Source organism: Tepidanaerobacter syntrophicus, from assembly GCF_001485475.2.
Lineage (GTDB): Bacteria > Bacillota > Thermosediminibacteria > Thermosediminibacterales > Tepidanaerobacteraceae > Tepidanaerobacter > Tepidanaerobacter syntrophicus.
Window position 1 is genome coordinate 163,164 of sequence record NZ_DF976999.1, and the last position, 13,862, is coordinate 177,025.

11 protein-coding genes are annotated in these 13,862 nt (G+C 34.7%); 5 read left to right on the top strand and 6 right to left on the bottom strand.

Annotated elements, in window-relative coordinates; genetic code table 11:
• Position 1 precedes the first annotated feature (1 nt).
• The 5 genes from TSYNT_RS01700 to TSYNT_RS01720 all read left to right on the top strand — a co-directional run bounded on the left by TSYNT_RS01700 (position 2) and on the right by TSYNT_RS01720 (position 5,263).
• Positions 2-691, top strand: a complete 690-nt coding sequence (locus tag TSYNT_RS01700; protein WP_059031432.1) for an OmpA family protein — start codon at positions 2-4, stop codon at positions 689-691.
• A complete protein-coding gene (locus TSYNT_RS01705; protein WP_059031433.1) occupies positions 688-1,938 on the top strand; it encodes a hypothetical protein in 1,251 nt (416 codons plus the stop codon). Before TSYNT_RS01700 ends, TSYNT_RS01705 begins: the two co-directional genes overlap by 4 nt.
• Positions 1,919-4,702 carry a DEAD/DEAH box helicase gene (locus TSYNT_RS01710; protein ID WP_059031434.1) on the top strand — a complete coding sequence of 928 codons (2,784 nt, stop codon included), beginning with the start codon at positions 1,919-1,921 and terminating at the stop codon, positions 4,700-4,702. The genes TSYNT_RS01705 and TSYNT_RS01710 overlap by 20 nt, the downstream gene beginning before the upstream one ends.
• 112 nt (positions 4,703-4,814) lie before the next feature.
• Complete coding sequence (locus TSYNT_RS01715) at positions 4,815-5,039, top strand: type II toxin-antitoxin system HicB family antitoxin (protein WP_059031435.1); 225 nt, start codon at positions 4,815-4,817, stop codon at positions 5,037-5,039.
• The gene (locus TSYNT_RS01720) at positions 5,036-5,263 is read left to right on the top strand and encodes a type II toxin-antitoxin system HicA family toxin (protein WP_059031436.1); all 228 of its coding nucleotides are present in this window, start codon (positions 5,036-5,038) and stop codon (positions 5,261-5,263) included. The genes TSYNT_RS01715 and TSYNT_RS01720 overlap by 4 nt, the downstream gene beginning before the upstream one ends.
• Before the next feature lie 27 nt (positions 5,264-5,290).
• On the opposite strand, the gene TSYNT_RS01725 is transcribed toward TSYNT_RS01720, so the two are convergent.
• The 6 genes from TSYNT_RS01725 to TSYNT_RS01750 all read right to left on the bottom strand — a co-directional run bounded on the left by TSYNT_RS01725 (position 5,291) and on the right by TSYNT_RS01750 (position 13,859).
• Positions 5,291-6,070 (bottom strand): TRM11 family SAM-dependent methyltransferase, encoded by a 780-nt coding sequence (locus TSYNT_RS01725; RefSeq protein ID WP_059031437.1) that lies wholly within the window; start codon positions 6,068-6,070, stop codon positions 5,291-5,293.
• Positions 6,058-6,981, bottom strand: a complete 924-nt coding sequence (locus TSYNT_RS01730) for a type II restriction endonuclease (RefSeq protein ID WP_059031438.1) — start codon at positions 6,979-6,981, stop codon at positions 6,058-6,060. The genes TSYNT_RS01725 and TSYNT_RS01730 overlap by 13 nt, the downstream gene beginning before the upstream one ends.
• A 16-nt stretch (positions 6,982-6,997) precedes the next feature.
• A complete protein-coding gene (locus TSYNT_RS01735; RefSeq protein WP_059031439.1) occupies positions 6,998-7,960 on the bottom strand; it encodes a DNA adenine methylase in 963 nt (320 codons plus the stop codon).
• Between the two features lie 318 nt (positions 7,961-8,278).
• Positions 8,279-11,317 (bottom strand): type III restriction-modification system endonuclease, encoded by a 3,039-nt coding sequence (locus tag TSYNT_RS01740; RefSeq protein WP_059031689.1) that lies wholly within the window; start codon positions 11,315-11,317, stop codon positions 8,279-8,281.
• An 11-nt stretch (positions 11,318-11,328) separates the two neighbouring features.
• On the bottom strand, positions 11,329-13,191 hold the full coding sequence (locus tag TSYNT_RS01745) for a site-specific DNA-methyltransferase (RefSeq protein WP_059031440.1): 1,863 nt from the start codon (positions 13,189-13,191) through the stop codon (positions 11,329-11,331).
• On the bottom strand, positions 13,188-13,859 hold the full coding sequence (locus TSYNT_RS01750) for a DUF4391 domain-containing protein (protein ID WP_059031441.1): 672 nt from the start codon (positions 13,857-13,859) through the stop codon (positions 13,188-13,190). Before TSYNT_RS01750 ends, TSYNT_RS01745 begins: the two co-directional genes overlap by 4 nt.
• Positions 13,860-13,862: the final 3 nt, after the last annotated feature.

The window sequence follows — 13,862 nt, forward strand, 5'->3', positions numbered from 1 at the left end:
GATGGATAATGAAACAAATCATGATTATTGGCAATCCTATTCAGATCTTATGGCAGCAGTACTTTTAGTTTTTGTACTGTTGATAAGCATAATGATGTATAAATACAATGGCATGGCAGCCGAATTAAAGCAACAAAAATCTAAGGTCGACGAGTTAATCGGAATTAGATCTATGATTATTAAGGAGCTTTTAGAAGAATTTGATGCTACAGAGCTATCCCTCAATATTGACTCCCAGTCGGGAGCTATTCGGTTTAGTGATGGGGTATTTTTTGATACGGCCGAATCTGTGCTGAAACCCGAGGGTAAGAAATACTTAAATGAATTTTTACCCAGATATCTCAATGTGTTGCTAGATCCTAAGTATAAAAAATTTGTATCTCAAATAATAATTGAGGGTCATACAGACAATCGAGGCAGTTATATGTACAATCTAGAGCTATCCCAAAAGCGTGCTTTTGCAGTTGTTTCGTACATACTTCTTGAAAATATACCTGGAATAAATCCTGATATGAAGCAGGATCTTCAAGTTTTTTTGACGGCAAACGGTAGGTCGTACAGTCAGCCCATGTATAATGGAAGTACTATAGATTTAGACAAGTCCCGGAGGGTAGAATTTAAGTTTCGATTGAAAGATGAGGAAATGATAACTGAAATGCAAAACATTCTTGAAGGGCAGAGGGAAAAATGAGATGGCATACCTTTTGTTTTACGCCTACAAATTTGATTTTGACCCGAAAAGAGCTTGTCCAAAAAGACGTAGAAATTAAAAATAGTATTAGAAATCCACAAAAAGAAGATATTCTTAAGCTGCTTGCAAAAATAGAAAAAATACCCTTTGATGAAATCCGCCAGTTTGCCTTTTCCTTGACTTTGCGGGAACTTTACCAGCTGGTATATTATTTCCCCACTGCTGACATAGAATCTCATGCCAGAAAAATATGTGAAATTATAAAATTAAGGTTCAAAGATGAATTTGTTGAACTGCTCTGGACTGGCTTTCAAAAAAATTATATTAATAGAAAGTTTTGCTTACTCTTTTCGGAAATCTTAGCGCAAAAAGGGGAGCTTTTTGTAAGTTATTTTAGAAACCCAACGGTCTATAATTTAGCCAAGAATTGGGTAGCCAGCGAGCAAGTAACATCTTCTATTTTCAAGTATTTGAACAGGCAGGGCATAAGCTTGGATGATTTCTTTACTATATTCAAGATAGAAGATGATACTTTATTAGCAAAAGATATTAAGAAACATGTGTATTTATATTGTAATGAGGACTTTTATCTTAAAACCGGTGGAGAGAATTTAAGAAGTATAATCGAGCAATATAATAACGAAGAATTAATTTTATTTACAGAGAATTATTTAAGCAAAGTATCCTTTGTTAATTTTCAAAGAGATGTAATGGAGTTTTTGGCAAAGCACAAGAAAAAACCTCGAGAAAAGGAATTGGATTTTTTCTGGAGCAACATATCTGATAGCAGCTTTAAAAAGTTTTGTAAATGGATATACATAAATACTCTTAAAATCGCCTTTAACGATGATCGCAGAGAGTTTTGGTTACGATACATAGACTTGTTTGAAGATATGACGTATGTGAAAAAATACAGTCAGCTTTTTATGTACTTTGAAAATTGTGTAGTAGTCGAATTCGGCGCATCTGGTGCGGTACATGTATATCAAAAAGAGGAATTTAAAAAGCAATTTCAGCGTTTTGCCAACAATACTGATCCAAAAAATGACAGTTTCTTTAAAATGCCTGAAAAGGCCATGCGCATCCCTCACAGAGGGTACAATTGGCAGCAGGCTGCTGATAATGCTATGTCGCAAATCTTTAAAGGAAATTTTATTCCGAATGTCACAGTTAAAACTTCCGGTCAATGGATATATACAGATACCAAATTGACAGTAGGAGGACACTATGCTAGATATTACTTATGAATTAGAAGAAAATGGCATCAAAATCATGTGTTTTTCACCGTCAGGTATTATCAAAATACCTCTCTTTTTAAATTCAAAGGAAAAGCTAAAAGATCTTTCTACCAGAGATTTTGAAAAGCTCAATTTATTAGATTCATTTTGGCAAAAGAGCCTGGTAGCAGAAGGAAAAGACAATGATTGCTGCTTCATGTTCTATGATTCATTATATGAAATACCGGAAATGGATCGCAAAATCCTTGGTCTTCCTATAGAGAGGGATATTACTGCAAAGGTTAGATCCAAGGGTATCTTATATAGATCAAATTTTAATGTAACAGCTCAGTTATATTTAAACCATGAACCATTGGGAAAACTTTTTAGGCGGCATAAAAATATAGTTTATTTCGGAAAAGAATATATACTGCTGCCTAAAGAGATTTATGATCTGCTTTCAGAAATTGAAAAGTATTCAACTACTGATAATCCTGTAGAGCAGGCAAAGTTTGTCGCTAAGATTAAATATAAGGCAAAACTTGCCGGCGCGGAGCTTGATAAAATCCTCCAAGCAGAAGAAGTTTATTTCCCTGATAAACTGGATGTAGAAATAAAAAAACACTCTGATGAACATTTAGAGCTTTTCCCAAAGTTGGGAGAAGAAATTGACGAAATCATAAAAGATGTGCAAAGACCATTGGCATCTTACAACACCCTTCGCGGCGAAGGCATAAATCGAAGAAGGATTTTTCTTGAAGATAATGTAAAGCAAAGTTACAACAAAATCATCGAAAAGAAAGATATTAAAGGCGCAGATGTTCCTAAATTTTTAACAAACCCTTACTCTGTCCTTCCGGAGGAAATAGATATTTCAAAGTTTGGCCAAAGGGTAAAAGAGTTAGGTCTTAGAGTGTATAGAGCAAACCCATATGTTAGTGTAACCCCCGATAAAAATTCTTCCGGATGGTTTGATTTTGACTCCGGTGGCATTGTAGAGCCCATAATGTATGGGAATGATTTTGATAAAGATGAGCAAGAAGTAGAGAAAGCCGCAGATGTAAAAAAAATTAATCTAGAAGAATTAAAAATGCTTGCAGAAAAAGCCAAAGAGCAAGGCGAAGATCATATTTATTATGATGGTCAATGGATAAATATCGATGTTGACAAAACTGAAAATTTCATCGCAACATGGGAAAGAGAATTGGGAGCTAAGAAAAAAATTTATTTATCCAAGCTTCCTTATGTTTTGAAAATTTTTGAGAATATTGACTCATTAGAGTATAACGAAACCGCATTTAAAATTAAAAATCAGCTCACCAGAAGATTTGATGTATCGGATTTTGAGGCTCCTGCTAATCTTGCTAACTGTAACCTCTTTAAGCATCAAAAGGAAGGCTATCTTTGGATGCGAAACTTGAGGCAAAATCTGCTGGGAGGACTTTTAGCTGATGATATGGGGCTAGGTAAGACTTTGCAGGTAATAGCTTTTATGTGTTTTTTGAAGGATAATGATGCTTTAAGCCCATCCTTAGTAATTGCACCTTCCACACTACTTGATGTATGGGAAAGGGAAATAGGCAATTTTTCAAAAATAACCTCCGTCTATCAGCATCGAGGTCTTAATCGATATAAGAATATAGAAATGATAAAAAACTATGATGTAGTGCTTACTACATATGAAACGCTGGTAAAAGATCAGCTGATATTAGGACAAATCGACTGGCAGGTAGTAGCATGTGATGAGGCTCAGAAGATAAAAAACAGTACGACATTAAGCACCATAGCTGTTAAGGCTTTAAAAGCAAAGACCAAACTTGCCGTTACCGGTACGCCTGTGGAAAATAATCTGGGAGAATTATGGTGTATAGTAGATTTTGTGCAGCCGGGGCTGCTGAATAGTTATAACGAATTTAGGAACCGTTTTCAAAAACCTATTGAAAACAATATAGAAAAAGGTGATCGCTCAAGACAAGCAAGAGATGAACTTTTAAATACAATAAAGCCGGTATATATCAGAAGAGAAAAAGAGGATATTTTAGATTTGCCGAAAAAACACGAGCATTCTTTAGCGGTAGATCTCTCATCTGTTCAAGAAAAGATTTACAGCTGCCTTATACAAGAATATAAGGCAGGCAGAAAAGAACAAAAAGGCATGGCTCTGGCAGTAATTCAGAAACTTATTCAAGTTTGTGCTCATCCTCGCTTAGTATCAGGAAATGAATTAGTTTCTACAAAGCAGTTAATTGATGAATCAGGTAAGCTGAAACTTACATTGAATATATTAGATGAGATACAGCAGCGGGGAGAAAAAGCTGTAATTTTTACCCATTACAAAAAAATGCAGGCAATACTCAAAAAGGTTTTATTAGATAAATATGGTATAAATTGTTCAGTAATAAATGGAGATGTTAAGCAAAACAGGATACAAATAATCGACCACTTTCAAAACACTCCTGGTTTTTCCGTGATAATTCTCTCCACAAGAGCTGCCGGACTTGGCATAACTATCACTGAGGCAAACAACGTAATCCATTATACCCGAAGCTGGAACCCTGCGGTAGAAAATCAAGCTACTGATAGGGTATACCGAATAGGACAGAAAAGAGATGTAAATATATATTACCCGATTTCCGTAAGCAGCCGCGGAAGTACAGTAGATGAAAGGCTAGATGAGATATTGCAGCAAAAGCGCATTTTGGCACGTGATATCGTAATTCCCTCCAAATATATCAAAGTTGGAAAACAAGATATCGAATACCTACTGCAAGATGCATACAGCTTTGAAAAGTAAAAATCTGTAGGTAGATTATTCGTTAAAAAGCCAATAAAAAATGTTATAATTAACATATAAGGGCTATATTCCCACTGAAAGTTTGTAATTCAAATTATTTCTAATTGAGGTGATGGATTTGAAAAAATTTAATTTCACAATTCTTATAGAAAAGGACGAAGATGGATTATATATAGCATCAGTGCCTGCATTGAGAGGATGTCATACACAAGCTAAAACCGTTGAAGAATTGCTGCCAAGAATAAAAGAGGCTATAGAGCTTTATCTAGAAGTGAATAACAGCGAAGTTACAACAAATGAATTCATCGGTGTTCAGCAGGTAGAGGTTTCTATATGAGTAAATTAAGTATTATTTCATCAGTGGAGATGATACAAATCCTTAAGATCTTAGGGTTTGAGGAGATCCGGCAAAAAGGCAGTCACAAATTCTTTAGACACAAAGACGGAAGAACAACTATAGTTCCATTCCATGGAGAAGATCTGGGAAGAGGCTTAATAAGAAAAATATTAAGTGATATAGAAATTTCTGTTGACGAATATGAGGCACTTAGAAAATCATGATTTTGAATATTTGGGAACGGAGGTGTATTATTTACTCAGGCCCATACTGTATCTTACCCTGCTTAAGTCTTCTCCTTTTTTAGGTTTTCTAAAAACAAACAAATGCTCATGCATTATCAGATAAAAGTTATATTTCTCAACTTGTCTTTCCCAGTATGGCGTAGATTTACAATTATGCTGAACTTTTATGATATCCTCTTTTAATATGAATCCGTTTTTTAGAAAAAGGTCCATTACATAAAAAGCTAACGGCACATAATGAGAGCTTTTTCTTGTATCTCCTATCAATATCCCACAATACTTATTTTCTTTTAATACTCTCCGCAGTTCTATAATCCCTTTTTCTAATTCACCACAAAACTTTTTAACTCCTGATATATTTGATAAATCTCCGTCAATGCCTTTTGAATATTCTATTATATTCAGGTATGGAGGATGTGTTATTATCAGATCTATGCTTCCATCACTTATTTCACGTAAGTTTCTTATGTCGCCTACTTTTACAATAGGGTTGTATTTATAATCACCTTCAAATTCCAGGTTTTTCTTGGCTATTTCAACCGCTTGAGGATTTATATCAAAACCTATGCCCTGCCTATTTAGCAGTTTGGTCTCTATAAGGGTTGTTCCGCTTCCTACCATTGGATCGAGCACTACATCTCCCTCTTGAGAATATCTCAATATAAGATTTCTGGGTATCTGTGGTGCAAAATTGCCTCGATAATTTCCGTTGTGTGTTTTCCATTTACCCCTATCGGGAAAGGACCAAACAGTAGTTATTTCTTTCTTAAAATTTATATTTTCCATAATATTTCCTCCAATAACCCCGTACGAACAAAATGAAGATTTAATAAATAATCTACTCTTTCAAATCCTTTTTCTATCTGGTTCTTTTGATCCTTCCATCCGATACCGTCTGTAACCCAAATAAATTCAAAACCGTTTTCTCGCAATTCATTTTGTCTTTCTATATAAGAATCCACTATTTCTTGGGGCTTTGAGCCAGACCCGGAAAAAAAGTTGACTTCAATGTTAATCACTTTACGATTATCCTTAATAATTATAAAATCCGCCTTTCTATTTTTTATAGAAGAGTTTACCTTAAAGTCAAAATTATCCTCAAGATATTTAAATTGCTTTTGATACAGCATTGTATATGAAGCCCTTTGCTTTGCAATTATATCTTCTATGATAGGTTTTAAAACCATCTCCATGGCATGGCCGCTTCTATTCTTCCTTGCATTAGTATCCATTCCAACTTCTATACCTGTTACATAATCCTGTATGCTATTTGACGACAGCTCAAGGAAGAATCTCTTTAAACCCGTCTTATTAAAAAACTCTGTGATAGCATCAATATCATTAGAAGTTAATTTCCTCTTGCTAAAATCATAAGTTACCGTATCGGAACTATCATCTATAAAATCCTTAACCACTTTGAATTTTCGTTCTCTTATCGCCAAGAGAATTGGAATTGCCGGAATAACCTGTGGATATTCTATTAAAATCTTCCTCAAATCCGAATCAAAATTTTTACTGCCGATTAGGGTGTTTAATATATTAAATTCGATTTTGTACTCCTCTACATTTCTTTTAACCTTGTCCCAATCGACGAAAAAATTATAACCTCTATTAGTATCAATCAATGTATCATAAAATTTGTCTATCACAGCTTCTGCGCTGTCAACTTTTAGTCTTGCAAAATAGGATGAGTCCATGTGCTGACCCCCACAATCAATCATAATTTCTTATAACCAGTTCTTTAATACTGCCTCGCTTTTTGCCATCGCAATTAATAGATCTTTTGGCATTTACTCGCTCGATTTTGAAACCGGAATAAAGAACATCAAAAAAATCGTCGTTTATGTCTTCATTTTTGGGATCGGAATTGCTTAGGATTAAAAAAGCGCCTTTTTTATCCATTTCTTTGTAATAATTAGCCAATCTGATTTGATCCTCATCGTTAAAACCATCTTTATCATAACTTGTAAAATAAGATGTTTTGTTTAAAGGTCTATATGGTGGATCAAGATACACTAAGGTATTAGCATCGATAAATTTTTTGCTTTCTTCGAAATCTGTCGAAAATACATATGTGTTTTTAAGCGCCTCATTAACTCTTAACAGATTTTCCTTATCACAAATAGTAGGATTTTTATATCTGCCAAAAGGCACATTGAACTTTCCTCTTTTATTTTGTCTGAATAAGCCGTTAAAACAGGTTTTATTTAAAAATATTAAATATGCTGCTCTTTTTATCCAATCGCTGTTATATGTTTCATAATTAAAATTATCCTGCTGATTATTGTATTCATCTCTTGTTTTGTAGTAATATTCTTTTCTATCAATTTCAGGTAGGTTTATATATTCATCTTCAATTCTTTCAAGTTCGTACATTAATTCTTGAACATCCTTTTGAATAACTTTATACCCGATAATTAATTCCTTGTTTATATCATAGAGAAATGACTCTTTCACCTCATAATTACTTTTTAAAAAAAAGAAAAAAGCGCCACCACCTACAAAGGGTTCCACATATCTTTGAACAGTTTTAGACATCTTTATTTTAAGTGGTAGTCTGTCAGATAACTCGTTTAACAACTGTGTTTTGCCCCCTGCCCACTTTACAAACGGCTTGGCTTCTTTTTCAAATATATTCCCTGTATTTTGGCATAAAATTAATTCACTGTTTTGCATGTTCTTATCTCATCCTAATTTTATATTAGTATTTTTATCATTATATCATGAAATTATTGTATATCACAAAAAGAATACCGGTTACTGCTCAAAGGTTGAAAACGACTTGTCATCCTAAACGCAGTGAAAGATCTTTATAAGGAGCGAATAAAATTCTATGCTGCCCATTTTTAGGGACGGAGGTAAATATTCATTAAAAAAGCCAATAAAAAATGTTATAATTAATATATAAGGGCTATATTCCCACTGAAAGTTTGTAATTCAAATTATTTCTAATTGAGGTGATGGATTTGAATAAATTTAATTTCACAATTAAATTTATTTCCCCATGACTTTATCCATCAGCATTTCGTAGCTGTCTACCACATCGTATTTGACTGTATCGTTGCTAATTTTTTTGAAATGTTCTCCCGCACAGTGAATTTTGGCTTCTTCTATACCTCTCGTGTCAAATTTTAATGATTCTAGTTTCCCTTTGGTTTCGGCGATAAAGTATATATGTCTTACCTTGCCTTCGTTGAATACAATGGCCCAGTCCGGACTGTAGTTCCCTACCGGAGTTGGTATGAAGAATCCTCTGGGAAGCTTGGCGTATACGCATACCTCAGCACTGCTGTCCAGTTCTTCGGCAAATCGTTTTTCAACATCGGAATCAGTGACTACATAATCGTAAACGTGTTTTTTTACTTCCCAAGCATTTTTGCCTATAGTTCCGGTTAAAGTGTTTTCAGTGAAGATGGTTGTATCAAAAACTTCATCTATTGGATTATAAGCAATATGCTGTATTATCATGGCAGCCTTTTGTTCATTTATAATCCTTGCAGTTTTTATGATAAATTCTTCGGGATTTTTCCGGAATAAGTAAAAGGTCATCGGCTTAATGCCTTTAAGAATGTTAACTATCGCATTTCTTGTTAGTTTGGTTTCATCTACCATTTTTCCTACCAAATCATATCTTATAGCAGGGGTTACTGCTGAATAATCTTTATCTATAGCTGTTTCCTTGACTTTAAACGCTTCTCCTCTTTCCAGCTCTTCTTTTGAGGATATAGATTTCATTTCCCCTGTCTTTACCTGATAGGTTATATCAGATACTTTTAAATCTCTGTCTAATGCAATAATACAGTTTTTAATCAATTCCTTCGTATCAAAGTCAACATAATATGCAGTTTTTACATTTATCTTATTCCACAGTTCTTGAAATTCCCTTTTCTTAAAATTCTCATTGACTTTTAGTTCTTTAATATTTTCTTCTCTGCTATTTTCCACAAGAGGTGTAACGCCTTCACTATATATTTTACCTACTAATTGAATAATCCCTTCCTTGAAATCATTTACTTCCTCCGGTAAATTTATCTTATTTTCTTCCAGAGCCTTATAGTATTTTTCAGTTAAAATATCATTATCATCTACATACATATTTCGTATAAATGAGCGGTGAAGGGTATTCGCTAGGCTTTCATCTATAAATAATTCTTCTCCTTTGGCATTTTTAACTACATTGTTTAAGAAAAACTCTGCATTTGCTTTTTGAGGTCTGTCGGATAAGGTTTCTGCAATTTCCGACTGCAAGCTTTTTGCAAAGGATTCATAAGATTCACTGGCTATTACTGTAAGTACATTTATATCATGGACATCTATTCCCGGAGTTTCTCCGTCTATCCTATTACCATCTTGGTCTACACAAAGCCTGAGGCCTCTCCCTACTTCCTGTCTTTTTCTTATGATAGAATCGCTGTGCTTTAAAGTGCATATCTGAAATACATTCGGGTTGTCCCAGCCTTCCCTTAAGGCAGAGTGGGAAAAAATAAATCTGGTTGGTTCATCAAAGCTCAGCAGCCTTTCCTTATCCTTCATTATCAAATCATAGGCAGATTCATCCTCGGAAATCTTCTCTTTGCCTTTAGCTGATGGGTCTACCATTCTCCCCTTGCTATCTATGGAAAAATATCCTTTATGAGTATCTTCCACATCAATGGATTTTAGGTATTTTACATATGAATCATCAAATAGGGTTATGTATTCATTTAGTACGTTCATATATTCTTCTTCAAAAATTTCTCCATATTCCCCATTTACTTGATTTCCACTTTCATCATATTGCCTGTATTTTGCCACCTCATCTATAAAAAAGAGAGTAAGCACCTTTATTCCCTTGTTATAGAGTGATTTTTCCCTTTCAAAGTGAGACTTTATCGCTTCACGAATCTGGATTCTTCTTAAATTAGTTTCACTGATGTCGCCTTGGACATCGCCAGCATTAAGCGTAACTCCGTTTGTAAAGCTTATGATGTTTTTATAGCCGTTTATCTCGGATAAGGTGTATCCCTTATATTGCTCCATATAATTGGAATGAGTATATAAATCAAATCCTTCATCCACATTTCTGGTAACTCTTTTAATTCCATTCTTTTGTTTAACTTCGAATTCTATCCTGGCTACCGGCTTGCTCTTGGTGCTTACATCTATTCCTTCAAAATAAATGTAGCTATTGGTTCCGGTCAGTCCTTTTACTGTAATTCCTTTCACCTTGATTTTCTTTACGAGTTTCATATTATAAGCATCCAGAGCATCTAATCTATATATCTTATTGTAATCTTCCTTGTGAGTTGCCGAATATCTTAAGGTAAATAATGGCTTGAAAAGCTTTAACGCTTCTTTGGTTTTCTTGCCTTCTACGGATTGAGGCTCATCTATTATAAGGATGGGATTGGTCTGGGCAAGAACGTCTATGGGTCTTCTGGTACCAAAATCGTCCAGTTCCTCATATATCTTTCGAGCATCTTTACCCCGTGCATTAAAGGCTTGGGAATTTATTATCATAGCATTGATACCGGAATCAGAGGCAAATTGATCTATTTTATGAAGTTGTTTGGAATCATATATAAAATATCGGATTTTTGTACCATATAAATCCATAAAATGGTCTTCAGTTATTTGAAAAGATTTATATACTCCTTCTCTAATTGCAATAGAAGGCACTACTATTATGAATTTTTTCCAACTATAGGCTCGATACAGTTCATACATAGTTCGAATATATGTATAGGTTTTTCCTGTTCCTGTTTCCATTTCAATTGTCAGATTATATCTGCCCTCTAATCTGTCCGAGGGTTTTAGGCCATTTCTTAATTGAACTTTTCTGATGTTTTTTAATACATCATCTTCTGCCAATCCTATGGGATTGTTCCTGAAACCAATTTCATCTATAAAACTTACTTGACCTTCTATTTCTCCCTTTACCCTACCAGTATCCAGTTGAAAATGGGAAACATGATTTGACTGTCCTCTAAAACAATCCACGACAGATTCTACCGCATCTATTTGAAACTTCTGCTGTTTAAATTTAAGCTTCATCAAATCACCCCTCATAAAACTTTAATCTCCGTGCCGGGAGATATGGCTTTAAATATTTCTTCCAGGTTTATTCTGTCAGGACAGGATTTAAAGGAGTTATCTCTAAATACTACCTTTAGCGGCTTAGTTTTAGCTATCTCTTTAACTAATTTTTCATCTACATCTTCATCAAAACATGCCACAAGTGAATCACCTGCTACAAAATGAACTTCTTTGCCGTAAATCTTTTTTGTTTCAATCGGCAGCGACAGCTCAAGGCCTGCCTCAAGCATTACTTGCGTTAGCAGATCCAAGCCGGTTCTATCTTCTTTTATATTGGATTCTAATTGGTCCAAAAGATTTTGGTCAAGTTCATCAGGCCTGTAATATACATCCTTCATGTTTGAAGAATCTACTCTATATACCCTAAAACCATAATCTATATCTGCGCCAGTTTCTTCCTTTATCTTCTTTCCTGCACGGCGAATACGTTCTTTGCCTATTTCGGCGATGTTTTTAAAGCCTGCTTTATAGGCCTCGGATTTTTCGTCACAAGGCTCAGGCAGTTGAACCATGATGTATTTGCGACCTCCCCCATCCTCTGCATTAAGCTCCATCACTGCATGGGCAGTGGTGGCGGAGCCGGAGAAGAAGTCGAGGATGAAACAATCGTTACTTGTATAAAGTTCTATAACTCTTTTTATCAATTTTACTGACTTGGGATAATCATAAAATGCTTTACCATCAAACAATTTATTTAATTCTTGCTTTGCTTCTTGAGAATGACCTACTTCTTCATACTTCCAAATTGTTAGAGGCGTCATTGTGCTTTTTACTTCTGATAAGAATCTTTTTATACTAGGCACATTATTGCCATCCTCCCCAAACCAAATTCTATTGTCTTTAACCATTTCTTCAAATCTTTCTTTAGTATATCTCCAGCAGTATCCTTCAGGTGGCAATACTTTTCTGCCACTTGGAGTAGTTATTTCATAAACTTTTTCCGGAACTATCGGTCCAACAGATAAATCGCTAGATTTCCAAGGACCTCTTGGATCATTATCTGGATTTTTGTATCTTTTATCGGCTTCTCCGCTTCTTTCCAAGCCATTGCAAACAAGTTGATCTATGTTTTTAGCATATGACACCATATAATCATGATTTTCAGAAAAATGTTTTTTCAGGTTTACCGGAGCATACGCTCTTTCCCATACCACCGTTGCGACAAAATTCCTCTCCCCAAATATCTCATCGCAAATCTTCCTGAGATTATGCACTTCATTGTCATCTATAGATATAAATATTACTCCGTCTTCGGATAGCAGGTTTCTGGCAAGTTTTAATCTTGGATACATCATTGTCAGCCAGTCGCTGTGAAATCTTCCGTTGTATTCGGTGTTTTGAAAGAGCCTGTTGCCGTCTTCATCTACTTGGCCCGATTCTTCTGCGTATTCATCTTTGTCCTGGGTAAAATTGTCCTTATATATAAAATCTTTACCGGTATTGTAAGGCGGGTCTATGTATATGCATTTTATCTTGTTTAGGTAGGATTCTTGAAGTAGTTTTAGGACTTCCAGGTTGTCTCCTTCTATATATAGATTCTCTGTATCTTCCCAGCTTACGCTGTCTTCTTTTACCGGTCTTAGGGTTTTATCTATGGGGGTATTAGCTCTAACAACAGCTTCTTTTTTCCCCGGCCAGGTTAGTTGATATCTCTCCTTGCTGCCTTCAACTATTTCATCGCTTAACTCCTGCTGCAAAAGTTCAAAGTCTATGGCATGGGTTATATTGCCATCTTCATCTTTTATTTCTGTGATTACATTAGGAAAGAGTTTACCTATTTTTTCTACATTTTCTTTAGTAATATCTTTTGATCTCATTTTTAGTTTCTTCATCTGGGACCTCCTAGGTTATTTCTGAGTTCTTTTAACTCTTTTTTCTTTTTTTGAAGCTGTATGTTTAAATCCACTTTTTTATTAAATTGTTTTTCCCTTTTTATTTTGCCTTCCAGCTTTGATATTTCTTTTTCTAATTGTTCTCGGATTTGATTTAACTCTATTAGTTCTTCTATATCATCTTCGGGTGTGCTCTCGATAGGAAGCAGCTGTCTTATGATGTTATCGTAGACATCCTTTAAATCAAGCCCTTTGAGTATATCTATTTTTAATTCATCTTCCTTTATCCAGTCTGATTGATAATAGGAATGGACCACCATTTTATTCTCATCAATTTTATTTCTTTCTTTATACGCTATGGCAAGCTTTACATTATCATCGTATCTTAAAATATATATTATGGGATACGGGATTGCCCTGTCTATGTTTTCAAGAATTTCCTGTGAAATGTATTTTTCTTTTAGGCTTATTTCAAATATCTGGATTTCTTCCACATCTTCTGTGGGACCCAAATTTACCGTATCCTTAGATAGCTTATACTTCCATGTTATTCTTTCTATTTCATCTGTGAATTTCTTTTCCAGCTTCGTATCTGTTCCTATCTGCTGATAAAATTTGTTTTTCGGTATTCGGCGATTGTACAAGGCTTTATCAGGTATATTCAGCATGAA